This window comes from Mesorhizobium sp. M1328 (assembly GCF_040318075.1).
Lineage (GTDB): Bacteria > Pseudomonadota > Alphaproteobacteria > Rhizobiales > Rhizobiaceae > Mesorhizobium.
The window spans coordinates 356,752-382,962 of the sequence record NZ_JAMYLO010000003.1 but is presented as its reverse complement, the minus strand read 5'-3'; the positions used below and the strand labels follow the sequence as shown (position 1 = coordinate 382,962).

The window sequence follows — 26,211 nt, the reverse complement described above, 5'->3', positions numbered from 1 at the left end:
CCAGGTCTATCGGTTCGCTTGTGCGGCCATCGGCCCGATTTCAAAAGACGAGCGGGCCGCCTCGTTGCGGACCGGCTTGCCCTTGCCGGACCAGCCGATGGCGGACAGCCACTCCAGATAGAAGGCGAGTGCGAACTGCATGGCGATGCCGGCGGCGAGCAGCAGACTGTCATAGGCAATGCCGCCCGGGTTGATCAGCTTCATCACCTGCGCCGCCATGGCAATCACCGTGCCGGCGATGAAAACCGGCAGCGAGCGTTTGCCCAATATGGCGAGCGGATTGTCGCGGCCGGTGCGGAACAGGTTCGAGACGAAAGGCAAGGCGACGACCAGATAGCTCATCGCCAGGATGTGCAGCAGCCGCGGCAACGACAGGAACGTCTTGTCGAAACCGGTCAGCACCACCGGCAGGTCGAGCCATGACACATGCCCCCACAGCGGGCTGTGCACCCAGACGAGCGCCGTCAGCACGTAGGCGGCCGCCACGCCGACCAGCCAGCGATTGACCGGGATGGTGCCGCCGCGCCGCACATGCAACACGCTGGCCATGCCGATATTGAACAGCAATTGCCATGACAGCGGATTGAGGAACCAAAACCCGGGCTCCGGGTAGTTCGGCGGCGCGATCTGGTAGATTCCGGCAACCAGCCAAAGGGCTGCGGACACGGCAAGCGCGGCCAGTGGCCTGTAGCTGATGAACAGCAGGAAGGCCGGCGCCATCAACAGCAGCGCCGCATAGACCGGCAGTATGTTGTTGTAACCGAGCTGATGGCCGAGCGTGACGATACCGACCAGGACTTGTGGTGGGTTCCTGACGAGCGGCTCGATGTTGATCAGCGTCAGAAGGTCCGGCCGTTTCGCAAACACCGCCGCCGCGCAGAAGATAGCCATGACCACCATCGTCGTGACGATGTGGGTGACATAGAGCACACCGGCGCGGCGCCACATTTTCAGCGTTGCAATCAGCCGGTTTCCCGGCTGGAATTTAGTGCCGTAGGCGAGAGCGACGGACATGCCGGAGATCAGCACGAAGGCCTCGGCCGCATCCGAAAACCCGAAATTCTTGTAGGTCAGGGTTTCGAAAACAGTGCCCGGCACGTGGTCGACGAATATGGTCAGGAGAGCGAGTGCCCGGAACACATCAATACGCGTATCGCGTTCCGGCGAAACTGGCATGGTCATCGATAAAAGGCCTTAAAGCTGGTTGTTCATGCGCGGCAATGCGACCACCCGGGCGCACACTGCTTCGATCCCTCCCGCGGGGATTATATCGGCGAAGAAACGGACTGAAATGCGCCCGGTTCAATCAACTTTGGCGGAGCTTGAAAATATTTCGTTTTGAAGCCGGCAAATTAACGAAAGTAACGCAAAATCAAAAGGATGCGACTATGGCCGAGGAGAGCCTCGAAGACGGTATTTTGCAGGAAAATTCAGGCTTTTTCTACCGGCTCCTTCGACCCGCCAATTTACCCGGTGACTGGCTGTTCCTGTTGCATGGATCGGGTGTAGACGAGACGACCTTGCTGCCGCTTGGTCGGCAAATCGCGCCGCACGCGGCGCTGGTTGCGGTCCGTGGCCGCATTCCTCAGGAGCACGGGTTCCGTTGGTTCACGCGAATCACCCCGACGCGTTTCGAACAGGCCAGCATCCGTGCTGAGGCGGACGCATTCGCGGGCTTCGTCGACGGCATCGCGAAGCGCCGCCGCTTCGATCTCAGCCGCGCGACCTTTCTCGGTTATTCGAACGGCGCCAACCTGGTCTCAAGCGTCATGCTGCTGCGTCCGGGCCTGATCGAGCGCGCCGCATTGCTGCGTCCGATGCCGGTGCTCGACTCGGTGCCGCCGGCCGACCTGTCGAAGGCGCGAGCGTTGATCATCGCCGGCGCTGCCGACCTGACCTACGCGCCATTCGCGCCGGCGCTGGCCGCTCTACTGAGCTCGCATGGCGCCAAGGTCGAGACCCACACCATTGCCTCCGGCCATGAAATCGGCGATCCGGACGCCGAGATCGTCAGGCAATGGCTGACGGATCCTGCAGTCGCCGTTGCATCGTCAAATCGATGAGCCTCGAAGCTACCCTCGCCCCATGCGGTTCCAGGCGTCCAGCCCGGCGATCTTGTAGGCTTCGGCCAGCGTCGGATAGTTGAAGGTGTTGTTGACGAAGAAGTCGACAGTGCCGCCGAGATTAATCACCGCCTGGCCGATGTGGATGAGCTCGGTCGCGCCCTCGCCGACAATATGGGCGCCGAGCAGACGGCGTGTTTCGATCGAGAACAGAAGCTTCAGGAACCCGGTGTTGACGCCCATTATGTGGCCGCGCGACGTCTCGCGGAACCGCGCCACGCCGACCTCGTAGGCAGCACCACTCTCGCGCACCTGCTCCTCCGACTGGCCGACGGTGGAGATTTCCGGCACGGCGTAGATGCCGTAGGGAAAGGTTTCGGGCGGCGGCGGCAAGGGCACGCCGAACGCATGGCAGGCGGCCACCCTGCCCTGCTCCATCGAGGTCGAGGCCAGGCTCGGAAAGCCGATGACGTCGCCGGCGGCATAGATATTGGGCGCGCTGGTCTGGAAGGTGTGCGGATCGACCTTGATGCGGCCCCTGGGATCGGCCTCGATGCCGACCGCTTCCAACCCCAGGCTGCCGACATTGCCGGTACGCCCTGCAGCGTAGAGCACGATCTCGGAACGGATGGTGCGGCCGTCGGCCAGCGTCACCTCGGCGCAATCGGGTTTCGAGGCGATCTCCTTGACGGCACTGCCTAATCTGATCGTCATGCCGCGATCGCGCATCTGATGGATGAAGTCGTCGACGATCTCGCGGTCGACGAAATCCAACATTGTGTTGCGCGGCTCGACCAGCGTCACTGGAACGTCGAGCGCCGAAAAGATCGTCGCATATTCGACGCCGATAACGCCCGCGCCGATCACCGTCAGCGTGCGCGGCAGGCGGTCGAGTTCCAGCATCTCGTCGCTGTCGAAGATCCGTGTCTTGTCGAACGGCACGTCGCGCGGCCGGTGCGGCCGGGTGCCGACCGCGATCAGCGCATGGGCGAAGCCAACCTCGCTGTAGTCGCCGGTGTCGGTGGTCAGGCTGACCTTGTTGGGGCCGAGGAATTTTACCGCGGCGCGCGCACTCTTGACCGTGTTGCGCATGAACTGGTGCTGCAGCACCTCGACCTCGTGGTCGAGCGTCTTGTGCAGGCGCTCGACCAGATCGCCGACCGAAATGTCCTGCTTGACGCGGTAGCCGCGTCCATAAAAGCCGCGCTCACGCCAGCCGGAGAGGTTGAGCACCGTCTCGCGCAACGTCTTCGACGGTATGGTGCCGGTATGCACCGAAACGCCGCCGAGACGCCGGCCTCTGTCGACCACCAGCACCGACTTGCCGAGCTTGGCCGACTGCACCGCGGCGCGGCGCCCGGATGGGCCGCTGCCGATGACCAGCATGTCGTAGTCCATGTCGCCCCGTCCCCTCGGCTCGGCGCCTTTTGTTGCGCCGCAGCAAGCTAACGCTATCCGCGCCATGAATTCAACAAGTCAGACGGCTCAGACGACATCAGGCAGTCCGTCACCATCTACACGGCGGCGAAAGGCTCGATCTTGATTCCGCCGCGAACCTTCACCATTTCACCAAGGAGCGGCCCCGTGCATTAACCCGGGTTCGATTACGAGGAAATGACATGAACGCTCGCGTTCTCGACGGCGAAATCATCACCAGCAGGCTCGAAGATGTCCGCGCTTATGAGGGCGTGCGCACGCGGCGCATTCTCGCCTTCGTCATCGATTATTTCATCGTCGCGCTGCTCACCATTCCATTCGCGATCCTGGTGTTCTTGTTCGGGCTGTTGACGCTCGGCCTCGGCTGGATGCTGTTTTCCATTCTCGTGCCGGCCGTCGCCATCCTCTACATCTGGAACACGCTCGGCAGTAAAGACCAGGCCACCACCGGCATGAAGGTAATGGGCATCCGGCTCGACCGGCTCGACGGCAGCCGCATCGACGGGCTGACCGCCGTCGTGCATTCGGTGCTGTTTTGGGCCGGCAATGTCATCCTCTCACCGCTGGTCCTGCTGGTGAGCCTGTTTTCCGACCGCAAGCGCACGCTGCACGACCTGTTGCTCGGCACCGTCGTCAGCCGCAGCGGCCGCTGAGCAGACTTTTGAAGCGCGGCCGCAGCCTTTGCGCACAAAAGTGAAGACCTCCAGTCAACCAGGCTTTCACAATCCTGTTGAATTTTTCGGCGTCCGCGCCAAAGGTAGAACGATTCGCAGGAGTGTTTCCAAGGCTCGATGACGCAGCACCCGACCCAGTCGCCACAGTTCTTTCTGACCGCGCCCTCGCCGTGTCCCTATCTCGAGGGCCAGTTCGAGCGCAAGGTGTTCACACACCTGGTCGGCGACAAGGCCCCGGAGATGAACGATCTGTTGACACAGGGCGGTTTCAGGCGGTCGCAGAACATCGCCTACAGGCCGGCTTGCGAGACCTGCCGCGCCTGTGTGTCGGTGCGCATCCTCGCGCAGGAATTCACCGCCAGCCGCAACATGAAACGGGTCATACAGCATAATTCGGATCTGGTCGGCGCCATGCACGACGCCGAACCGTCCACCGAACAGTATTCGCTGTTCCGCAGCTATCTCGACGCCCGCCATCGCCGTGGCGGCATGTCCGATATGACCGTGCTCGACTACGCCATGATGGTCGAGGATACCCATGTCGACACCAAGGTCATCGAATACCGTCGCCGCGGACCCGACAGCTTCATCACCGGCAAGGGCCAGGGCGAACTGATCGCCGTGGCCCTCACCGACAAGATGGCCGATGGCCTGTCGATGGTCTATTCCTACTTCAACCCGGATTTCGAGGACCGCTCGCTCGGCACCTTCATGATCCTCGACCACATCGCCCGCGCCAGGGCGATGGGCCTGCCCCATGTCTACCTGGGTTACTGGGTCAACGGCTCGCGCAAGATGAATTATAAGATGCGCTTCCAGCCGCAGGAGCATCTCGGCCCGAAAGGCTGGGAACGCCACAATCACGAAGCGGTTTCGCGCTGATCTCCGCTTTCGGTATTCACTCTTAAATTGTTTCGAGGAGGATGCCGCTGGGCTTCCGGCCGATCGGCTGGAAGACCGGGCGAGTCAATTTTGCGCCTCCAAGCCTATCGCGAGAATTGCCGCATGCCTTCCCACAACGACCACCAGAGAGGCCTTCTGATCACCGCCATCGGCGGGCTGACGCTGACCGTCGACATTCCGCTGATCCGGCTCGCCGATGGCGAGGCGTGGACGATCCTGCTGTTGCGCACCGGCACAACCTTCGTCACCACGCTCATCATCTGGGCCGTCTGGCGTTCGCTGAGCGCAAAGGCACCGCAGCTTGTGCCGGGCTGGTCGGGGCTCATCGTTGCCGCCCTCTACGGGCTCGGCTCGATCGCCTTCATCACCGGCGTCTACAACACCTCGACAGCCAACCTCGTTTTCATCCTGGCGTTCACAACCATGTTCGCGGCCCTTTTGTCATGGCTGTTCCTGAAGGAGAGGCCACGACCGCTGACGCTTGCCGCGCTGGCATTGATGATCGTCGGCGTCACGATCATTGTCGGCGATTCCGTTGGAACCGGACATCTCTTCGGCGACTTGATGGCGCTATGCTCGGCTTTCATGATCGCCGCGGCCATCACCATCTCGCGCGCCAGCGGCAAGGATATGGGTTTCACGGCGCTGATCGGAGTGGTCCTGCCGCTGGCCGTTGCCGCCCTGATGGTTTCCAAGGTAGGTTTTCACGTCAACGCACCCTGGTGGATCATCTTCAACGGTGCCGTCATCATGCCGATCTCGTTCTTTTGCCTCGCCAACGGCCCGAAATACATCTCCGGGCCGGAAGTGGCGATGTTCTACCTGCTCGAAACCGTGCTGGCGCCGGTCTGGGTGTGGATGATCTTCGCCGAGACCCCGTCGCACAACAGCCTGATCGGCGGCGCGATCCTCATCGTCACCTTGATCGGCCATTCGCTCTGGCAGTTGCACGAGGGGCGCAAGCGCCGCGCCATGTTCGCCGTCAGTCACCCGGCCTGATTCTTTTTCGCGGCGGCGCGTTCGGCGACAATTTCGATCTGCGGCGGTGCGTCATCCTGCTCCGCCGGTTCGGCGGCAGCGAGTTCATCGGTCAGTTCCACCTCGCGCAGCCATTCGCGCCAGATTGCGACCAGCAGCGCCATCAGCACCGGGCCGATGAACAGGCCGAGAAAGCCCATCGTCTTGACGCCGCCGATCAGGCCGAAAAAGGTTGGCAGGAAGGGCAGCTTTATCGGCCCGCCGACCAGCTTCGGGCGCAATGTCTTGTCGACGATGAAGAGTTCGACCGCGCCCCAGATGAACAGCGCCAGCCCGGCCATCGGCGAGCCGCTGGCCGCGAGATAGATCGAGACAAGCGTGAAGGACAGCGGCGCGCCGCCGGGGATCAGCGCCATGATGCCGGTCAGCGCGCCGAGCGTCACCGGCGACGGTACGCCGGCCAGCCAGTAAGCGATACCCAACACCAGCCCTTCGCCGATGGCGATAACGGTCATGCCGGTCACCGTCGAGGAAATAGTCGCCGGCACCACGCGTGAGATCCGTTCCCATCTGGCCGGCAGGATGCGTTCGCCGAGGCGATCGATCTGTCCGGCGAAATGCTCGCCGTCGCGATAGGCGAAGAACAGCGCGATCATCATGAACAGCAGCGTCAGCAAAAGGCCGAAGGCGCTGCCGCCGGCGGCAAGCACGCCGCGATAGATGCTGCCGATATTGGCGCCACTGATCAGCTGGATCAGTTCGCCGATACCGCCGGGGTGGCCAACGTTGACCGTCCATTGTTCATTGAGCCATTCGCCCACCACGGGCATGGTGGCGATCCAGTGCGGCGTCGGCGCACCATAGCGGTTGGTCTCGATGGCCCAGCTGACCCATTCGCGCACCTCATTGATGGCGTAGGTGCCGGCAAGCGCGATCGGCACCACCAGGAAGGTCAGGATGAACAAGATCGCAAGCGTCGCGGCGATCGTGCGGTTGCCGCCGACGCCAGCGAGCAACCGCCGATAGAGCGGCCAACTGGCGAAAGCGATAACCAGGGCGGCAAGGACCGGGAACAGGAAGCCGTGGAAGAAATAAACGCCGGCGGCGACGATCAGCACCAGGAGCCAGCGCGCCGCCGACAGCGGCGGAATGACAGCGGCCCTGAGCGGCGTCGACAGGCCAAACAGGCGCTGCTGCCGCTCCGGCTTCTGTATCCTGACTTCCTTCAAGCGCCCAACTCTCCCTGGCCCATCGCATCGCTTATGCACTGATATAGTGCAGCAATCGTGACGACATTCCAAATGTTTGGGTGGAGCTGCTAATCTCCCCCCTTGAGGGGGAGATGGCCGGCAGGCCAGAGGGGGTCGCCGCGCGTGAGGCGCCAGCCTCCTCTGTTCGCGATTGGAGGTCGCGTCAGGACGTGCCGACCCCCTCTGTCGCCTTCGGCGACATCTCCCCCTCGAGGGGGGAGATTAGCAGCTACCCAAATTTCCCAGTCCTCGGGAATCCCTTCGGCACCATGCGTCCGGCCGAGGCTCGGGCACCGATCCATTCGATCAGCTCTTCACGCGACTTGACGAAGGTGCGGTCGGCCGAATCCTGCCAGGAGAGACCTGCCGCGAGCGTGAAGGTCTTGACGTCGAGGACACCGCCATCCTTGTACTTCTGCAGGCGCACGCCCTTGCCGCGCCCCATCTCCGGGATCTCGGCTAGCGGGAACACCAGCATCTTGCGGTTCTCGCCGACAATGGCGAGATGGTCGCCCGCGACGCTCACGCAGCGCTGGGCCTCGTCGGGCGCCTTGACGTTCATCACCTGCTTGCCCTTGCGGGTGTTGGCGACGACTTCTTCTTCCGGCACGATGAAACCGTTGCCGTCATGCGACACCAGCAGCAGCTTGCGCTTGGGATCATGGACGAAGGCGGTGACGATGTCCTGGTCGTTGTCCATGTCGACGATGATGCGGATCGGCTCGCCATGGCCACGCCCACCCGGAAGCCGGTCGGCGCCGATCGTGTAGAACTTGCCGCCGGTGGTGAAGACCAGCACCTTGTCGGTCGTCTGGGCGTGGAAGGCGAGCTTGAGGCTGTCGCCTTCCTTGAAGGTCAGGGCCGAATGGTCGGTCAGATGACCTTTCATGGCCCTCAGCCAGCCCTTTTCCGACACGACGACGGTGACCGGCTCGCGCTCGATCATGGCATGGGCGATATCGGTCAGGTCATGTTCGGGTGCATCTGCGAACTCGGTCCGGCGCTTGCCGATCTCGGTCTCGGGCCCGTATTTCTGGCGAACATTGGCGACTTCCCACTTGATCGTCGCCCACTGCTTGGCGTCGGACGCAAGCAGTGCCTCGATCTGCTTCTTCTCGCCGGTCAGGCCATTGAATTCCTCGCGGATTTCGAATTCCTCGAGCTTGCGCAGCGCTCTCAGCCGCATGTTGAGGATGGCTTCGGCCTGGGTGTCGGTGAGTGACCAGCGCGCCATCATCACTTGCTTGGGCTCGTCCTCCTCGCGGATGATCCTGATCACCTCGTCGATGTTGAGGTAGGCGATCAAATAGCCGGCGAGGATCTCCAGCCGCCTTTCGATCTCGCCGAGACGGTGCTTGGAGCGGCGGATCAGGACGTCGCGGCGGTGCTCCAGCCATTCCTTGAGCACGCCTTTCAGCGACAGCACGTTCGGCACCTTGCCGCGCGACAACACGTTCATGTTGAGCGGAAAGCGGCTTTCGAGCTCGGTCAGCTTGAACAGCGATTCCATCATGATGCCGGGATCGACCGAGCGGCTCTTCGGCACCAGCACAACGCGGATGTCCTCGGCGCTCTCGTCGCGGATATCCTCGAGCAGCGGCAGCTTGCGCGCCATCAAGAGCTCGGCGATCTTTTCGATCAGCCTGGCCTTCTGGACGCCGTAGGGGATTTCGGTGACGACTATGTTCCAGGTGCCCCTGCCCTGATCCTCCTGGTTCCATTTCGCCCTGACGCGAAAGCCGCCGCGGCCGGTTTCATAAGCTTCGAGGATCGAGGCGCGGCTGTCGACGATGATGCCGCCGGTCGGGAAATCCGGACCTTGTACGAAATCCATCAGCTTCGTCACCGGCGCATCCGGATGCTCGATCAGGTGGAGCGCGGCGTCGCAAAGCTCGGCCGCATTGTGCGGCGGGATCGAGGTCGCCATGCCGACGGCGATACCGGAAGAGCCGTTGGCGAGCAGGTTCGGGAAGGCGCCGGGCAGCACGGCGGGCTCCTCGTCTTCCTCGTTATAGGTCGGTCGGAAATCGACGGCGTCCTCGGTGATGCCTTCCAGCAGCAGCGTCGACACTTCGGTCATGCGCGCTTCGGTGTAGCGCATGGCGGCGGCGTTATCGCCGTCGATATTGCCGAAATTGCCCTGCCCGTCGACGAGCGGGTAGCGCATCGAAAAATCCTGCGCCAACCGCACCAACGCGTCGTAGATCGACTGGTCGCCATGCGGATGGAATTTGCCCATCACCTCGCCGACGATGCGGGCGCATTTGGCAAAGCCCTGGTCGGGGTTGAGTCGCAACAGGCGCATGGCATGCATAATGCGACGATGCACCGGCTTCAGCCCGTCGCGCACGTCCGGCAGTGCCCGGTGCATGATGGTCGACAGCGCGTAGGCGAGGTAGCGCTCTTCCAGCGCCTTCTTCAGATCGACCGGCTCGATATTGTCGCCGCCGCCACTCTCGGGCGGCAAAAGCCTTTTTCCCATGGGCTGGCACTAGCCGAGCGGGTGATTCGCGGCAAGAGGCACCGGTATGCGTCCTCCTAAAGCGCGTCGCGTTCGACCGGCCTCATGCGACGCTTTAGGTTTGTTTTGATGCATGTCGTAATCGCAAAACCGCTGCACACTTTTGCGCGACATCCATTATGAAACAGGAATTGGAAGCGTCACGACGCCGGCCAACATCAACCCGTTACATCCTGCTTCTATCGCAAGCCTGATGGATCGGGTTTGCCTTTGGCCGCGATTTTCGATCATTGTGCCGAGGCACGCCTTTTTCCGGTCCAGTTCGTCACCGAATGGTGACGACGCGACGATTCGAAAAGAATTTCAGGACACTCTCAGGGGAGCTCTCGATGACGATCAGACACTCGACACTTATTAAAAGACTGGCTTTTTCAACCTTTTTGCTGACGCTGCCGCTGAACGCGGCCCTAGCGCAGGATACCGCGGTCGCCGACCGGCTGAAGGCTGCCCTCGCCGCCCAAGGCGTCGACCTCTCCTGGACCGGAGTAACCGGCGACACCTCCAGCATGGTTCTGCAAGGCGTAGCGGTCAAGCCGGCGGCCGAAAAGGAGGCGCTCAAGATCGGCGACGTCAAGCTCGAAGGCGTGACCGAAGCCAATGGCGGCTATCAAATCGCGACCGTATCGACGTCGCCGTTCGAACACAGCGAAGATGGCGTCACGCTCAATCTCAGCCCCTTCGTCATCCACGACATGACGGTTCCGGCCGAAGGCGCAACCGGTCCGCTGGGCTCGCTGATGATGTACAAATCGGCCGAGCTCGACAACATGACAGTCAAAGTGGCTGACAAGACCGCTTTCTCGATGGACGGGCTTGCCATCGCAATCACGCCGCCGGCCGACGGCAAGGCCTTGGCGTTTTCCGGCACCACGGAAAAATTCGCTGCCGACCTGACACTGGTCGAAGATCCGAAGTCCAAGGAAGTCATCAACGCGCTCGGCTACCAGAACATATCAGGCAATCTTGAGATGGAAGGCACCTGGCAGCCTACCGACGGCAGGATGGACTTGTCGAAATACGAAATATCCGTCGACAATGCCGGCACGCTCGGCATGACCTTCGATCTCGGCGGCTACACGCTGGACGTCATCAAATCACTGCAGGAGATGCAGAAGAAGATGGCAGCGCAGCCCGAAGGCGCGGACAATTCCGCTCAAGGCATGGCCATGCTCGGGCTACTGCAGCAGCTTTCGTTCAACAGCGCCTCGATCCGCTTCGACGACGATTCGCTGACCAAAAAGGTGCTCGATTATGCCGGCAAGCAGCAAGGCATGTCCGGCAAGGACATCGCCAACCAGGCCAAGGCGATCGTGCCATTCGGCATGGCGCAGCTCAACAATCCGGAACTGACGGCGCAGGTTTCGGCCGCGGTCAACAAGTTCCTCGACGATCCGCAAAGCATCGAGGTCTCGGCCGAGCCGTCGGCAGCGGTGCCGTTCGCGCTGATCATGGCGGGCGCCATGTCCAACCCGCTCGACCTGCCGAAAACGCTCGGCGTGACGGTTACGGCGAACGAAGATTGATAGAGACAGGCTTCAAGCAAAAAGCCCGGCAGCGCTGCCGGGCTTTTTTATGAATCAATAGCACCCGGTTCGGAGCGTTTCCTAAACCTCTTTCTTCGTCGCCACCACGCGCAGCGACAATTCGCGAAGCTGCTGCGGGCTGGCTTCCGACGGCGCGTTCATCAACAGGTCGTAGGCCTGCTGGTTCATCGGAAACATGGTCACTTCGCGCAGGTTCCTTGCGCCGACCAGAAGCATGACGACACGGTCGATGCCGGCCGCCATGCCGCCATGCGGCGGGGCGCCATACTGGAAGGCGCGGTAAAGGCCGCCGAAGCGTTCCTCGACTGTTGCGCGGTCCAGCCCGACGGTTTCGAACGCCTTGACCATGGTTTCGGGCAGATGGTTGCGGATGCCGCCTGAGGCGATCTCGAAACCGTTGCAGACCATGTCGTACTGGAACGCCTTGATGCCGAGCAGATCCTCGCCGTTAAGCGCATCGATGCCACCTTGCGGCATCGAGAACGGATTGTGCGCGAAGTCGATCTTCTTCTCCTCCTCGTTCCATTCGAAGAACGGGAAGTCGACGATCCAGCACAATTCGAAGCGGTCGCGGTCGACAAGATTGAGCTCCTCGCCGGCGCGGCTGCGCGCCGCTCCCGCGAAGGAGACGAATTTCTTCGGGTCGCCGGCGACGAAGAAGGCGGCATCGCCATCGGCAAGGCCGAGTTGTTGGCGGATCGCCTCGGTGCGCTCCTCGCCGATGTTCTTGGCCAGCGGCCCGGCGCCTTCAAGCTTCTCGCCCTCCTTGCGCCAGAAGATGTAGCCCAGCCCTGGCTGGCCCTCGCCTTGCGCCCATGAGTTCATGCGGTCGCAGAAGGCGCGAGACCCGCCGGTTTTCGCTGGAATTGCCCAGACCTCGGCCTTCGGATCGTTGGCAAGGATGTTGGCGAATACCTTGAAGCCGGAATCGCGAAAATTATCCGAGACGGCCTGCATCTCGATCGGGTTGCGCAGATCCGGCTTGTCGGTGCCGTATTTGCGCATGGCGACATCATAGGCGATGCGCGGAAACTTCTGCGTCACCGGCTTGCCGGCGGCAAAGGTCTCGAACACCCCCCGCATCACCGGCTCCATGGTGGTGAACACGTCCTCCTGCTCGACGAAGCTCATCTCCACGTCGAGCTGATAGAATTCACCCGGCAGACGGTCGGCGCGCGGATCCTCGTCGCGGAAGCACGGCGCAATCTGGAAGTAGCGGTCGAAGCCGGACACCATGATCAGCTGCTTGTACTGCTGCGGTGCCTGCGGCAGCGCGTAGAACGTGCCGGGGTGAATGCGCGACGGCACCAGAAAGTCGCGCGCCCCTTCCGGCGACGAGGCGGTCAAGATCGGCGTCGAGAATTCGGTGAAGCCGACCTCGCCCATCAGCTTGCGCATCTCGGCGATGATTTTCGTCCGCGCGACGATATTCTTGTGCAGCGTGTCGCGGCGCAGATCGAGGAAGCGGTATTTGAGGCGGATGTCCTCCGGATAGTCCGGCTCGCCGAAGACCGGCAGTGGCAATTCCTTGGCCGCCGACAGCACCTCGATCTCGCGCGCAAAAATCTCGATCTCGCCGGTCGGCAAATTAGGGTTAACAGTGTCGGCGAGGCGCGCCTTGACCTCGCCGTCGACGCGGACGACCCATTCGCCGCGCAAGGTCTCGGCAATCTTGAAGGCCGGCGAATCCGGATCGGCGACGATCTGCGTCAGGCCGTAGTGGTCGCGCAAATCGATGAACAGCAAGCCGCCATGGTCGCGCACGCGATGCACCCAGCCCGACAGGCGAACGGAGGAACCGACGTCGGCCTTCCTCAACTGGGCACAGGTATGGCTGCGGTAACGATGCATTGTCATTCTTAAAGTCCGGATGTTGGGTTGCGGCCGAGGCATGATGGCCCAGCCTGAAAATTTGCGCGAAAAGCACATGAGAGGGTGCATTTGTCAAGGCAAGCGGCGCACGGGTCGATTTCGCGTTTCTTCCCGCCCCTGCCCCACCAGCATCAATTTATCCCAGAGGCCTCAATCCTAATTCGCTGCTCTGTGCGGCAGTTCAACTATCCACCTTATCCCTTGACCCCGCCCGCCGTGAGGCCGGAGACGATCTTGCGCTGGAAGATGAGGACGAGGATGACGAGCGGCACGGTGACGATCACCGATGCGGCCATGATGTTGCCCCACGGGATCTCGAACTGCGAGTTGCCGGAGAGCAGCGCGATCGCGACCGGCACGGTTCGCTGCTCGTTGCTGGAGGTAAACGTCAGAGCGAACAGGAACTCGTTCCACGCACCGATGAACGCGAGAAGCCCGGTGGTCGCCAGCGCCGGCCACATCAGCGGCAGGAAGACGCGGCTGATGATGATCCAGGGCGTGGCGCCATCGAGGATCGCCGCTTCCTCCAGCTCGATCGGCAGGTCGCGAACGAAGGCGGTGAGCACCCAGACGGTGAACGGCAAGGTGAAGATCATGTAGGACAAGATCAGCGCGAACGGCGAATTGTAGAGGCCGAAGGTGCGGATCAGCTCGAAAAGACCGGCAAGCACCGCCAATTGCGGGAACATCGAGACGGACAGGATAATGAGGAGCAGAGCCGAGCGGCCTCTGAAGCGGATGCGCGCCAGCGCATAGGCGGCGGTGACGCCGAGGAACAGCGAAATGACGACAACGGCGCTCGAGATGAACAGCGAGTTCACGAGGTTGCGCAGGAAGGTCCCCTCGGTGAAAACGGTCCGGTAATTGCTGAAGGTAATCGTCGTCGGCCAATAGTCGATCTGGAAGAGCGCCGTCCCCGATTTCAGGCTGGTGATGATGGCGTAGTAGAACGGGAACACCGCGACGACGACGATGACGGCGACGAGGAGGTAGAAAGCCGTGCGCTTGACGATCCACATGGTCAGTAGTCCCACATGATCAATAGTCCTTGTCCAGTCTTATCCGGCCGAGCCAGAGAACGAGCATGGTCAGCAGAGCTAGGATGAGGAAGAGCAGCGTCGAGGCGGCGGAACCGTAGGCGAACTTGTCGAACTCAAACAGGCTCTCGCGGGCAAACACCGACATCGACTTGGTGTGTATGTTGTTTGGCGTGAGCACGTAGATCAGATCGAAGATGCGCAAGGCATCGAGACCGCGAAAGATCATGGCCACCATCAACGCCGGTCGGATGAGCGGCAAGGTGATCTTCCAGAAAATTCTCCACGCGCCGACGCCGTCGAGCTTGGCGACCTCGTAGATTTCCTGTGGAAGCATCTGGAGACCGGCGAGAATGAGAAGCGCCATGAAAGGGGTCGCTTTCCAGATGTCGACAACGAGGACGGCGACCATCGCCGTGTCGGCGCTGGCCGCCCAGGCGATTTTTGTGCTGATCAGGCCAAGCTTGAGCAGGACGTCGTTGATGATGCCGAACTGGTCGTTGAGCATCCACTGCCACATTTTCGCCGAGACGATCGTCGGGATCGCCCAAGGGATGAGGATCGCGGCGCGCACGATGCCACGGCCGCGAAACTTGGTGTTGAGCACCAACGCGACGATCATGCCGAGCACCGTCTCGCAGGTCACCGAAATCACCGCGAAGCGCACCGTGTTCCAGACAGCGCGCCACCAGACCGGATCGGCGAGCAGCCCGTCATAGATGACGCGGCCGCTCGGCATTTGCAGGACGGAGAAATAGTTGGCGAAGCCAACCCAGCGGCGGGCTTCGAGGTCGGCGAGCGAGGCATCCGTGAACCCGAAATAGATCGTGCGCATCAACGGCCAGCCGGCAACGGCGGCAAGCACGATGAGCATCGGGGCAAGCAGCAGCCATGCCGAGCGCGCACGCTGACGCGCCAGCAGCGAGCCTGAGCGCGGCGAGGTCACCAGGCGGTGCCTTTGAGTCTGGTCAAGGAGAACTCCAGATCGGCAAGGTTGTCCGCAGCCGTGCCCTCGCCGGAAATGGTGTTGTGGACGGCGGTCCAGAACTCGCTCGATGCCTCATTGTACCTGCTCTTGGCCTGGGCCGAGGGACGCGGCACCGCGTTGAGGACGACTTCCTTCCAGCGCGGAATCACCGGCTGGGCGCTGGCGATGTCGGCATCGTCATAGAGTGCCTCGATGGTCGGCAGATATGCCCCCTTCAAGGCGCGGTACTTCTGCATCTGAGGCGAGGCGATCCATTTGACCAGCTCGATCGCTGCATCCGGGTTCTTCGAATATTTGGAAACCGCGAGATTCCAGCCGCCAAGCGTTGCTGCCGGGCGGGCGCCCTCACCCGACCCCGGCGGCAGCGTCGTCACCTCGAACTTGGCTTTGATGGGTGAGCTTTCGCTGTTGCCAAGCGCGTAGGCGTAGGGCCAGTTGCGCATGAAGACGGCGTTGCCGGTCTGCCAGACACCGCGCGACTCTTCTTCCTGGTAGGCCAGAACGCCGGGCGGTGAGATGGTTCCCACCCAGCTCCTCGCCATTTCCAGCGCCGCGGCTGCTTGCGGATTGTTGATGGAGATCGTGCCGTCCGGCTCGATAACCTGGCCGCCGCCGTTCGACTTCACCCATTCGAGTGCATCGCAGGTCAGCCCCTCGTAGGCGTTGCCCTGGAAAACGAAGCCCCACATGTCCTTGTTGCCGGCCTCGCGCTCCTTGTCCATGACACGCTTGGCGGTGTCGGCAAGCTCGGCCCAGCTGGCCGGCACCCTGGCGCCGTATTTGTCGAGGAGATCCTTGCGGTAGTAGAGCGCCGGAGCGTCGGTGAAGATCGGCAACGCGACGAGCTTGCCGTCCACGGTCTGCGATTTGATGATCGATGGGAAATGGGCGCCAACGACATCCTTGGTCGCTTCGGTCAGGTCGATGAACTGCCTTGCAAGCTGGGGGGCCCAGATGATGTCTGTTTGATAGACGTCGGCGTCGCTGCTTCCGGCAGCGAGCCAGAGCCGGTATTGGCCAAACTGGTCCGTCGCCGAGGGCGGCAGCGGAACGACGCTAACCTTGTTGCCGGTCTTCTTCTCGTACTGATCGAGGATCTCGCGAAGGATTCTCTGGCCGTTGCCGGTGTCGCCGGACACCATCGCGAGGTCGACAGCCCGCGCCGGCCCGGCCGCCAGAACTGCGGCCACGGCAAATGCAGCAAATGCGGGATGAAATTTCATGATGGCGGACCTCCCTTTGGAGCTTCAGGCCGGGCAGCAGAAACGGACGTCGATGCCCGACACCGTCTCCGCACACCGGCAGCTCACAAGACGCGTATTCGCCCACCAGCACTGAACTACAAAGATACGCCTTGGTTCCCAACACGGAGCGTCGGGCGCCACGCGGCAGCGCAAGCTCCCACGTCGGTAGTGGACCTAAAGCGCGTCGCGTTCGATCGGCCTCATGCGACGCGCTTTAGGTTCTTGTTTTTATGCATGTCGTTATCGCAAAACCGCTGCACACTTTTGCGCGACATGCATTAAGGCCCCCCGGCTGGCCCCAACGCCACCGGGAATTGCCGCTGGCATTGGCGAAGGCGATGGTTCAAGAAGGATCAACGACAGGCATTCCTTCATGTCCTCCATCCGCCCGCTGATCCCGCTCCTGATCGCCGCCGGCATCCTGCTCGGCGGCAACGGCCTGCAGAGCACCTTGATTGCGCTGCGTGGTGCGCAGGAGGGTTTTCCCGCTTCCTCGATCGGCCTGATGGGCACGTTCTATTTCGCCGGCTTCCTGCTCGGCTGCCTTGCCGTGACCCGCATCATGAAGTCCGTTGGCCATGTGCGCGCCTTTTCGGCACTCGCGGCGATCGCCTCGGCGGGAACGCTGCTTCTGGTGCTGGTCATCGATCCGGTGATGTGGTGCGCCGTGCGCTTTGCCGGCGGGTTCTGCTTTGCCGGCCTGTTCACCATCATGGAAGCCTGGCTGAATTCCGGCGTCACCAACACCGACCGGGCGCGGGTGCTTGCCATCTACCGCATGGTCGACATCGGCTCGGTGACGGGCGCCCAGTTCCTGATCCCGATCTTCGGCGCCGGCGGCTTTGCCATCTTCGCCATCATGTCGATGATGATCACCGTTTCGCTGGTGCCGGTTTCGCTCGGCGACCGCTCCAATCCGACGCCGCCGGAAGACGTCAAGCTCGATTTGGCGCGCGTCTGGCGGATTTCACCGCTCGGCTGCTTCGGCTGCATCGCCGTCGGCGTCACAAACAGCGCCTTCCGCACCCTGTCGCCGGTCTATGCCGAGCAGATCGGCATGTCGGTCGCCGACGTCGTCACCTTTGTCAGCGTCGGCATTTTTGGCGGCGCCATCATCCAATACCCGCTTGGCTATCTCTCCGACCGCTGGGACCGGCGCTCGGTCCTGCTGATGACGACGTGCTGTGCGATGGTGGCGGCACTGGCGCTGGCGTTCGTGGCAGGCGGCAGTCCGTTCCTCAACTTCCTGCTCGTCTTCATCTTCGGCTGCTTCGCCATGCCGCTCTATTCGCTGTCGGCCGCGCATTCCAACGACCGCGCCGACAAGGGCGAGTTCGTGCTGATCAATGCAGCCTTGATGCTGTTTTATTCCTTTGGCGCCATCGGCGGGCCGTTCGCCGCCTCGACGGTGATGCAATTTTTCGGGCCGAGCGCGCTGTTCGTGTTCAGCGCCACCGTCTATGCGATCTTCGTGGCCGTCATCCTTTACCGGATGCAGGCGCGCTCCGCCGTGCCGGCCAGCCATCGCAGCCGTTTTACGGCGCTGTTGCGCACGTCTACGGTTTTTGCCCGGTTGGCGAAGCGGAATGCTGATCCCGATGAACCCGTAAAGCCCCGATAGAGGTGCTTGCGCTTGACGAAAGCGCGCGCGGCTGAAATTGAAAGAGACCCTATCCCTTGCCAAAAGCGATTTGATGCACGTCATCACCACCCAGAAAGAACTCGAGACCGTTATTGCCGCTTTCGAAAAGGCGGAGTTCGTCACCGTCGATACCGAATTCATTCGCGAAACGACCTTCTGGCCGATCCTGTGCCTGATCCAGATGGCAGCGCCCGGGGTGACGGCGCTGATTGATCCGCTGTCGCCCGACATCGACCTGAAACCGTTCTTCAGGCTGATGGCCAATGAGGCGATCGTCAAAGTCTTCCATGCGGCGCGGCAGGACATCGAAATCATTGTGCATCTCGGCGATCTGGTGCCGCATCCGGTGTTCGACACCCAGGTCGCGGCGATGGTCTGCGGCTTCGGCGACAGCGTCTCCTACGACCAGCTGGTGCAGCGCATCACCGGCGCGAGGCTCGACAAGTCCTCGCGCTTCACCGACTGGCGCCACCGTCCGCTGTCCGAAAAGCAGCTCGACTACGCGCTCGCCGACGTCACCCACCTGATCGAGGTCTACAAGCATCTCAGCGCCGAGCTGGTGCGGGAAAACCGCGCCCACTGGCTGAACGAGGAGATGGACGTGCTGACCTCGCGCGAGACCTACGATCCGCATCCCGAGGATGCCTGGAAGCGGCTCAAGATGCGGCTGCGCAAGCCGCAGGAACTGGCGATCGTCCAGGCGGTGGCCGCCTGGCGCGAACGCGAAGCGCGCGAGCGCGACGTGCCGCGCGGCCGGGTGCTCAAGGACGATGCGATCTACGAAGTAGCGCAGCAGGCGCCGCGCGACGCTGCGGCGCTGAGCAAGCTGCGCACCACGCCGAAGGGCTGGGAGCGCTCGTCGACGGCTACGGCACTGCTTGGAGCAGTAAACGCTGCGCTCGCCCTGCCCAGGGAAGAGATGCCGAAGCTGCCGAAGAGCTTCCAGCCGCCAGAGGGGTCGAGCGCCGCGGCGGAGTTGCTGAAGGTGCTGCTGCGGATCGTTGCCGAAAAGGAAGGCGTCGCATCCAAGGTACTCGCCTCCAGTGACGACATCGACCGCATCGCTGCCGAGGGCGAGGAAGCCGACGTGCCTGCATTGCAAGGTTGGCGGCGTGCCGTTTTCGGCGAGGCCGCGCTCAAGCTGGTGCGCGGCGAACTCGCCATCAGGTTCGACAAGCGCAAGATTGCAGTGTTCGATTTGTAGCCTTGAGCTTGCTCAGACCAAGCCGAGCAGATGCAGCGCCAGCCATATCCAGCCAAGTGCGAGAACTACCGCGCCCAGGTAGAATGCCCTGCTGCGCAGGAGTAGCCGATTGCTGGTCAAGTGGACCGATGCGTGAAGATAGCGGGAGACGACAAAGATCCACATCAGTGCCAAGGTCAGATAATTGACGCCATTGGTCACGTGCAGGGTCAAGCATAAGACGTAGAAGAGCACCGGCAGTTCGAACTGGTTACTCAGATTGTTGGCGACGCTGATGCTGGAACCAGGCTCCGTCGAGCGCGTCTTGAACTGGCCGGTCTTGGCTTCGCCCGATCTGACCGCACCATAACGGCGCCGGCCCATTACGAAATAGACGATATAGACCAGCAGCACCTGCGCCAGCATCGGCCAGAAGATCGCGGTCTGGTTCAAGACGCCCCCTGTCGTTGTCACCCAGCCTTCAAGGCCGTTTCTGAGCCATCAGAGTGAAAGCCGCAATGACGGTCACCGGTATCGCCAGTAGGGCGAATTTGGTGACGATCAGCGCCGAGGCGAAGGATAGCGAATCCGGATTGGCTGACAGGAAATCGGACAATAGACGAGCCACGGTGATGTTCTGGGCATAGTCGGCAAGCGTGTAGGGCAGCACCAGCACGGCTGCGAATATCGCCTGGGTTTGCGCAGGCAGTGCACGGAAGTTTTTCAGCCGCCTGCCCGTGGCCAGGATCAGGCTGACCATCGTCAGCGATAGCAGCGCCGGAAAAAGCAGGTCGAAGGTCAGGTAATGCCAGACGAGAATAATCTCGCTGCCGCGCCGGCCGAGGGCCGTTAGCCAGGCCATGCCCTCATCCGGAGTGAAACCGGCATAGCGCATGTCGAGCGACGGCAGACCGCCGCTCAATTGGCGAAAATAGAGGAACTCCATCGCCGTCATGATGATGAAAACCGCCACGGTGGCGACACACAGTGCGGCCGCGTGGCGCGACAGCCGCAGGATCATTGCCGCCAGATTGCGCCAAGACGCATGACGGTCAGGCTCCGCCAGGATAATTCGGGCTTTCGCGGGTAATCGTGACGTCATGGGCGTGGCTTTCACGAAGTCCGGCATTGGATATCCGCACAAAAGTGGCGCGCTCGCGGAAATCGGCAAGGTCGCGGCCACCGACATAACCCATAGCGGCTTTCAGGCCGCCTGCAAGCTGGTGCAGCACGCCAGACACAGGTCCTTTGTACGGCACCTGCCCTTCGATGCCTTCCGGGACCAGTTTCAGCGTGTCGCGCACCTCGGCCTGGAAGTAGCGATCGGCGGAGCCGCGCGCCATCGCGCCGACCGAGCCCATGCCGCGATAGGCTTTGAAGGAGCGGCCCTGATGCAGATAGACCTCGCCCGGGCTCTCGTCGGTGCCGGCCAGCAGCGAACCGATCATCGCCGCGCTGGCCCCGGCGGCCAGCGCCTTGGCGAGATCGCCCGAATATTTGATGCCGCCATCGGCAATGACCGAGACGCCCGATTTCTGCGCCGTCTCGACCGCCGACATGATCGCCGAGAGCTGCGGCACGCCGACGCCGGCGACGATGCGGGTGGTGCAGATGGAACCCGGCCCGATGCCGACCTTGACTGCGTCGGCGCCGGCATCGATCAGCGCCAGCGTGCCTTCTGACGTGGCGACGTTGCCGGCCAGGATGCGAACCGAGTTGGAGAGTTTTTTGGCCCGCGTCACCGCATCCAGGACGCGCTGCGAATGACCGTGCGCGGTGTCGATCACCAGAAGGTCGACGCCGGCGTCGATGAGGCGCTCGGCCCGTTCGAAACCGTCATCGCCGACGCTGGTGGCGGCGGCGGCCCGCAAGCGTCCCTGCGCATCCTTGGTGGCGTGCGGGTTGAGCTGCGACTTCTCGATGTCCTTGACCGTGATCAGCCCAACGCAATTGCCGTCCCGGTCGACCACAACAAGCTTCTCGATGCGGTGCTGATGGAGCAGTCGCTTGGCCTCGTCCTGATCGACGTTCTCCTTGACCGTGATCAGGTTCTCGCGGGTCATCAGCTCATAGACCTTTTGCGCCGGGTCGGAGGCGAAGCGGACGTCGCGGTTGGTCAGGATGCCGACCAGCCGGCCCACCGTGTGGCCGCCGCTGCCGCCGTTCTCGACCACCGGAATGCCCGAGATGCTGTAGGTGCGCATCAGACCCAGCGCATCTGCAAGCGTCGCCTCGGGACCGATGGTGACGGGGTTGACCACCATGCCGGATTCGAATTTCTTCACTTGCCGCACCTGCTCGGCCTGTTCGGCCGGCGAGAAATTGCGGTGGATGACGCCGATGCCGCCGGCCTGGGCCATGGCGATGGCAAGCCTTGCCTCGGTGACCGTGTCCATGGCGGCCGACAGGATCGGCACGTTGAGGTCGATGTCGCCGGCGATGCGGGTGCGGATGTCGGTCTCGCCGGGCATGACCTCGGAATGACCCGGCTGCAGCAGCACGTCGTCAAAAGTCAGCGCCAATGCGCCGGTGGACGTCTCGATGATTTTTGCCATGGCCAGCCCTCGGAATGCAGGAAAGGCGCTCGCCCTGATGGACAGCGCCGACTCGTCTTCTTCCCTTTCAGGATTGGCGCTGGCTCGTAACACGTCCCGTCGCCGTTGAAAAGCCGATGGTTGTGTAGTGGCAAAGCTGCATTTGCCCCAGGTGCTGCAAGACTTGCGGTCGCACAAACGTGACAGCAATTTAATGCGACATCCGGGCCAAGGCATGATAACCGCCCTACGTGTCGGTTTGGCCCTCAAGGCCGGCAAGCAAGCGGCGACGCACATTTCAAGGCCGGATCCATCGTGAACCGCACCATTCCGCTTATTCTGGCGGTCGCTCTATTCATGGAGAACATGGATTCGACCGTCATTGCGACATCGTTGCCGACGATCGCCATCGACATCCACACCAGCCCGATCGCGCTCAAGCTGGCGCTGACCGCCTATCTGGTATCGCTGGCGATCTTCATTCCGATCAGCGGCTGGATGGCCGACCGCTTTGGCGCCAAGAATGTCTTCCGTGCCGCGATCGCCGTGTTCATCGCCGGTTCGGTCGCGTGCGCCATGTCCAATTCGCTGCCGGCTTTCGTGGTGTCACGCTTCCTGCAAGGCATTGGCGGCGCCATGATGACGCCGGTCGGACGCCTGGTGCTGGTACGCGCGACGCCGAAAAGCGAACTCGTCGCCGCCATGTCATGGCTGACCGTCCCGGCTCTGGTCGGCCCGCTGGTCGGCCCGCCGGTCGGCGGCTTCATCACGACCTATTTTTCCTGGCACTGGATTTTTCTGATCAACGTGCCGATCGGGCTGATCGGCATCTGGCTGGCCACGCGTTTCCTGCCAAAGACCGACCCTGCCGAGACACCGCCACTCGATTTCATCGGTTTTGTGCTGAGCGGGCTGGCGGCATCGGGCATTGTGTTCGGCCTGTCGGTGGTCAGCCTGCCGGCTCTGCCGCCCGCTGCCGGCTTTTTCACCGTAGCCGTCGGGCTGGCGTCGGCGGTGCTTTATCTGCTGCACGCGCGCCGCGCCAAGAATCCGCTGCTGGCGCTCGAGCTGTTTCGCAATCGGGTGTTCCGCTCGTCGGTGCTCGGCGGCGGATTGTTCCGCATTGGCATTGGTGCCGTACCTTTCCTGTTGCCGCTGATGTTCCAGATCGGTTTCGGGCTGACGCCGTTCCAGTCCGGCATGATCACCTTTGTCTCGGCGATCGGCGCCATAGGCATGAAATTCGTCACCGCGCTGATCTTCAGGGTCGCCGGCTTCCGCCGTGTGCTGATTTCAGGCTCGCTCATCGCTGCCGCGTCCATCGCCATCAACGGCCTGTTCACACCCGATACGCCCTATGGGCTGATCCTCGCCATGCTGCTCGCCGGGGGCTTCATCCGCTCGATGTTCTTCACCGGCATCAATGCGCTTGCCTACGCCGAGATTTCGGCCGCCGACACCAGCAAGGCGACGCCGATCACGGCGGTGTTCCAGCAGTTGGCGATCGCGCTCGGCGTGGCGCTGGCCGGCGGCATCCTGGAAGTGTCGACCAAGATCCATGGCGGCCCACTGACGCTGAGCGACTTCCACACCGCCTTCTTCATCGTGGCGGCGGTGTCGGCGGCGGCCTCGCTGTCGTTCATGCGGCTGGCGCCGGACGCCGGCAATGCCGTGTCGGGACATGGCCGACTGACGCCGCCGAAGACCCTGGAGCCGGTGAGCCCGCCGGGGAGTTGAGGGGGCGGAGCGGTACAGAACGGAGCAATGCAGAACCGTAGCGATCCTTCCCACCCCCCTCTGTCCTACCGGACATCTCCCCCGCAAGGGGGGAGATCGGTTGTGCTACCGCTTTCGCCAATGTTCAACGTTGCAGGATTAGACGGCGCGCCGAAGCTGCCAATCTCCCCCCTCGTGGGGGAGATGTCCGGCAGGACAGAGGGGGGTGCTGTCCCTCCAGCGTCAACAAGCTGAGGCAGCTTAACCCTTAAAATCCTTCGCCAACAAATAGAGCTCCACCGACTCATCGCGCGAGGCCGGCGGCTTGACGTGATGGACCGAGCGGAAATTCCGCTTCAGCCTGGCCAGCAATTCGTTCTCGGCGCCGCCCTGAAACGTCTTGGCGAGGAAATGTCCGCCCGGCTTCAATACCGACAGCGCGAAATCGGCCGCCACCTCGCACAAATGCATGGTGCGGATGTGGTCGGTCCGCTTGTGGCCGGTGGTGGGTGCGGCCATGTCGGAGAGCACGATGTCCGGCGGCCCGCCCAGCGTCTCGGCCAGCTTCTGCGGCGCCTGGGGATCGAGGAAATCCATCAGCAGCACCGGCGCGCCCGGCACCGCGTCCATCTCGAGGTAATCGATGCCGACGACGTTCGGGTGTTCCGCCGTAGATTTCGTACGTGCGGCGGCGACCTGGCACCAGCCGCCGGGTGCCGCACCAAGGTCAATCACCTTCATGCCGGGCTTGAGCAAATGGTGCTTGTCGTCGATCTCGATCAGCTTATAGGCGGCGCGCGAGCGATAGCCATCGGCCTTCGAGCGCTGGACATAGGGATCGTTGATGTGGCGCTGCAGCCAGCGGCGCGACGATTCCTTCAGCCCGCTTTTCTTCTTGATCTTCGTCTTCAGCACGCGAATGCCGGCCGAACTCGGTCTTTCCGGTTTCTTCGTCATTGCCGGCCACGCCCACTGTTGCGCCAGACGCCGTCATCGGCCATCAATTCGCTCAATATTCCCTCGCGCAGGCCACGGTCGGCGACACGCAGCCGCTCCGACGGCCAGACGGCGCGGATCGCCTCCAATATGGCGCAGCCGGCCAGAACCAGGTCGGCGCGGTCGGCGCCGATGCAAGGGTTGGCGACGCGCTGTTGGAAATCCCAGCCGACCAGTTTTTCGACCATGCGATCAACGCTGTCGCGATTCATCCACAGCCCGTCGACGCGGCGGCGGTCGTAGCGTTCGAGATCGAGGTGGACGCCGGCCAGCGTCGTCACCGTGCCCGACGTGCCGAGCAAATGGAATTTCGGGCTGGACAGGAGGTGGCTCAGCCGGTCGCGCCCGTCGAAGGCGCGCAGCCGCATTGCGACATCCTCGACCATGGCGCCAAAGATCTCGCGCGTCACCGCGCGGCCGCCGAAACGCTCCGCCAGCGAGACGACGCCGACCGGCAGCGAGGTCCACGACACGATATGGTTGGCAAGCCTTGGCGAGCGCTGACCGGTGAGGTCGATCAGCGCGATTTCGGACGAGCCGCCGCCGATGTCGAACAGCACGACGCCTTGCGTGTCGCGCTCGACCAGCGAGCCGCAGCCCGACACAGCCAGCCGCGCCTCGGTCTGGCGGTCGATGATTTCGAGCTTCAGGCCGGCCTCGCGCTCGACGCGCTCGAGGAACTCGACGCCGTTGGCGGCGGTGCGGCAGGCCTCGGTTGCGATCAGCCTGGCCTTCCTGACCTTGCGGTTACGCAATTTGTCACCGCAGATCTTCAGCGCCTCGACAGCGCGGTCCATTGCAGCCTCGCCGAGCCGGCCATTGGCGGTAAGGCCCTCGCCCAGCCTGACGATGCGCGAGAAGGCATCGATGACGCGGAACTGGCCATGACGCGTCGGCACCGCGACCAGCAGGCGACAATTGTTGGTGCCGAGATCTAGCGCGGCAAAGACCGGCAATTCCTGCAGCGGCGGCGGCGTGCGGGCACCTTGCCCCGGCCTTGGCGAGGCTGGAGGCAATTGCGCGATTGAAGCCGATTGCGCGATCGAGGACTGGGGCGCGATCGAAGCCGCTGGCTGGGGCTGGCGAGCGGCCGGGGCATCGCCGGCGGCTGGCACCGAAGTGCCTGATATCACCGGACGAGCCTCGTCGCGTGCGAAAACCTTGCGCCCGCGCCGCCGCTTGCGCCGCTTCTTGGGTTTGCCGTTCTGATGAGGGCCGTTCTGACCCTTGTGATCGTGGGACGTGTCGCCAGCCTGTCCATTGCCGGACCGGGGCTGCGCCTGACGGCCGTAGCGTCCGGCGGATGGGCTTGCCTGGCCGGGCGGCGGCGAACCCCTGGACACGCCCACTTCCGGCGCGCCAGCGCCGGCGTCGTGGTCTTCCACTGTCGTTCCTTCCGGCGCCGCGCGAACCGAGACCGGACGCAGCAGGCGCTTTTACATGTTCAAGTTGCGGCCAGACTATCAGCGCCGGGCCGGATCACCAAGAGTGCTCGCGGCGAATTTTGCCGGCGGCGTTGTCTCGCCCCTGCCCTCGGCGGATGATGGCGCGCCTTCCCGGTTGAATAGCCGGCTTCAATGAGGCATTTCTGAAATGAACCATTCGGGAGCGCCGGCGATTTTCCTGCTG

General features: G+C 62.7%; 21 protein-coding genes. 8 read left to right on the top strand and 13 right to left on the bottom strand.

Annotation, left to right across the window (positions count from 1 at the left end; translation table 11 throughout):
• Positions 1 to 6: 6 nt before the first annotated feature.
• Positions 7 to 1,182, bottom strand: a complete 1,176-nt coding sequence (locus tag NKH23_RS10380; protein WP_292656152.1) for an OpgC family protein — start codon at positions 1,180 to 1,182, stop codon at positions 7 to 9.
• On the opposite strand from NKH23_RS10380, the gene NKH23_RS10375 reads away from it, so the two are divergent.
• Complete coding sequence (locus NKH23_RS10375; RefSeq protein WP_352714869.1) at positions 1,128 to 2,063, top strand: alpha/beta hydrolase; 936 nt, start codon at positions 1,128 to 1,130, stop codon at positions 2,061 to 2,063. The two genes, NKH23_RS10380 and NKH23_RS10375, sit on opposite strands and share 55 nt — an antisense overlap.
• Before the next feature lie 9 nt (positions 2,064 to 2,072).
• Here NKH23_RS10375 and sthA read toward each other — a convergent pair whose 3' ends face one another.
• Positions 2,073 to 3,461: a Si-specific NAD(P)(+) transhydrogenase gene (gene sthA, locus NKH23_RS10370; protein WP_352465511.1), complete on the bottom strand. Its 1,389-nt coding sequence runs from the start codon at positions 3,459 to 3,461 to the stop codon at positions 2,073 to 2,075.
• A gap of 221 nt (positions 3,462 to 3,682) precedes the next feature.
• Between sthA and NKH23_RS10365 the strand changes: the two genes are divergently transcribed.
• The 3 genes from NKH23_RS10365 (at position 3,683) to NKH23_RS10355 (ending at position 6,076) form a co-directional block, all read left to right on the top strand.
• Positions 3,683 to 4,153, top strand: a complete 471-nt coding sequence (locus NKH23_RS10365; protein WP_352714871.1) for an RDD family protein — start codon at positions 3,683 to 3,685, stop codon at positions 4,151 to 4,153.
• Between the two features lie 138 nt (positions 4,154 to 4,291).
• Positions 4,292 to 5,056, top strand: a complete 765-nt coding sequence (locus NKH23_RS10360; RefSeq protein ID WP_352714873.1) for an arginyltransferase — start codon at positions 4,292 to 4,294, stop codon at positions 5,054 to 5,056.
• 123 nt (positions 5,057 to 5,179) lie between these two features.
• The gene (locus NKH23_RS10355; RefSeq protein ID WP_352977384.1) at positions 5,180 to 6,076 is read left to right on the top strand and encodes a DMT family transporter; all 897 of its coding nucleotides are present in this window, start codon (positions 5,180 to 5,182) and stop codon (positions 6,074 to 6,076) included.
• Here NKH23_RS10355 and NKH23_RS10350 read toward each other — a convergent pair.
• Together NKH23_RS10350 and parC are read right to left on the bottom strand one after the other, a co-directional pair.
• Positions 6,064 to 7,284, bottom strand: a complete 1,221-nt coding sequence (locus NKH23_RS10350; protein WP_352714876.1) for an AI-2E family transporter — start codon at positions 7,282 to 7,284, stop codon at positions 6,064 to 6,066. The two genes, NKH23_RS10355 and NKH23_RS10350, sit on opposite strands and share 13 nt — an antisense overlap.
• Before the next feature lie 250 nt (positions 7,285 to 7,534).
• Complete coding sequence (gene parC / locus NKH23_RS10345; RefSeq protein ID WP_352714878.1) at positions 7,535 to 9,787, bottom strand: DNA topoisomerase IV subunit A; 2,253 nt, start codon at positions 9,785 to 9,787, stop codon at positions 7,535 to 7,537.
• 368 nt (positions 9,788 to 10,155) lie between these two features.
• Between parC and NKH23_RS10340 the strand changes: the two genes are divergently transcribed.
• On the top strand, positions 10,156 to 11,349 hold the full coding sequence (locus NKH23_RS10340; RefSeq protein WP_352714880.1) for an aq_1923 C-terminal domain: 1,194 nt from the start codon (positions 10,156 to 10,158) through the stop codon (positions 11,347 to 11,349).
• A gap of 81 nt (positions 11,350 to 11,430) precedes the next feature.
• Here NKH23_RS10340 and aspS read toward each other — a convergent pair whose 3' ends face one another.
• From aspS to NKH23_RS10320, 4 genes are all read right to left on the bottom strand, one after another.
• The gene (aspS, locus tag NKH23_RS10335; protein WP_352715234.1) at positions 11,431 to 13,221 is read right to left on the bottom strand and encodes an aspartate--tRNA ligase; all 1,791 of its coding nucleotides are present in this window, start codon (positions 13,219 to 13,221) and stop codon (positions 11,431 to 11,433) included.
• A gap of 215 nt (positions 13,222 to 13,436) precedes the next feature.
• Positions 13,437 to 14,261, bottom strand: coding sequence for a carbohydrate ABC transporter permease (locus NKH23_RS10330; protein WP_352715235.1), 825 nt, complete (start codon positions 14,259 to 14,261; stop codon positions 13,437 to 13,439).
• A gap of 19 nt (positions 14,262 to 14,280) precedes the next feature.
• Positions 14,281 to 15,153, bottom strand: coding sequence for a carbohydrate ABC transporter permease (locus tag NKH23_RS10325; RefSeq protein ID WP_352715237.1), 873 nt, complete (start codon positions 15,151 to 15,153; stop codon positions 14,281 to 14,283).
• A 68-nt stretch (positions 15,154 to 15,221) separates the two neighbouring features.
• Complete coding sequence (locus NKH23_RS10320) at positions 15,222 to 16,490, bottom strand: ABC transporter substrate-binding protein (RefSeq protein ID WP_353034634.1); 1,269 nt, start codon at positions 16,488 to 16,490, stop codon at positions 15,222 to 15,224.
• Between the two features lie 394 nt (positions 16,491 to 16,884).
• Between NKH23_RS10320 and NKH23_RS10315 the strand changes: the two genes are divergently transcribed.
• Together NKH23_RS10315 and rnd are read left to right on the top strand one after the other, a co-directional pair.
• A complete protein-coding gene (locus NKH23_RS10315) occupies positions 16,885 to 18,132 on the top strand; it encodes an MFS transporter (RefSeq protein ID WP_352714884.1) in 1,248 nt (415 codons plus the stop codon).
• A 73-nt stretch (positions 18,133 to 18,205) separates the two neighbouring features.
• Positions 18,206 to 19,357, top strand: a complete 1,152-nt coding sequence (gene rnd, locus NKH23_RS10310; RefSeq protein ID WP_352506534.1) for a ribonuclease D — start codon at positions 18,206 to 18,208, stop codon at positions 19,355 to 19,357.
• A 12-nt stretch (positions 19,358 to 19,369) separates the two neighbouring features.
• Here rnd and NKH23_RS10305 read toward each other — a convergent pair whose 3' ends face one another.
• From NKH23_RS10305 to guaB, 3 genes are read right to left on the bottom strand one after another with little or no spacing between them, the layout of a single operon-like run.
• Entirely contained in the window at positions 19,370 to 19,789 is a 420-nt protein-coding gene (locus NKH23_RS10305; protein WP_352910905.1) for an MAPEG family protein, read from the bottom strand.
• A 28-nt stretch (positions 19,790 to 19,817) separates the two neighbouring features.
• Positions 19,818 to 20,357: a hypothetical protein gene (locus tag NKH23_RS10300; protein ID WP_352977382.1), complete on the bottom strand. Its 540-nt coding sequence runs from the start codon at positions 20,355 to 20,357 to the stop codon at positions 19,818 to 19,820.
• 31 nt (positions 20,358 to 20,388) lie between these two features.
• Positions 20,389 to 21,891: an IMP dehydrogenase gene (guaB, locus tag NKH23_RS10295; protein ID WP_352714887.1), complete on the bottom strand. Its 1,503-nt coding sequence runs from the start codon at positions 21,889 to 21,891 to the stop codon at positions 20,389 to 20,391.
• Between the two features lie 294 nt (positions 21,892 to 22,185).
• Between guaB and NKH23_RS10290 the strand changes: the two genes are divergently transcribed.
• Complete coding sequence (locus tag NKH23_RS10290; protein WP_352977381.1) at positions 22,186 to 23,607, top strand: MFS transporter; 1,422 nt, start codon at positions 22,186 to 22,188, stop codon at positions 23,605 to 23,607.
• A gap of 240 nt (positions 23,608 to 23,847) precedes the next feature.
• On the opposite strand, the gene NKH23_RS10285 is transcribed toward NKH23_RS10290, so the two are convergent.
• Positions 23,848 to 24,543: an RlmE family RNA methyltransferase gene (locus NKH23_RS10285; protein ID WP_352714891.1), complete on the bottom strand. Its 696-nt coding sequence runs from the start codon at positions 24,541 to 24,543 to the stop codon at positions 23,848 to 23,850.
• Complete coding sequence (locus NKH23_RS10280) at positions 24,540 to 25,967, bottom strand: Ppx/GppA phosphatase family protein (protein WP_352714893.1); 1,428 nt, start codon at positions 25,965 to 25,967, stop codon at positions 24,540 to 24,542. Before NKH23_RS10280 ends, NKH23_RS10285 begins: the two co-directional genes overlap by 4 nt.
• Positions 25,968 to 26,211: the final 244 nt, after the last annotated feature.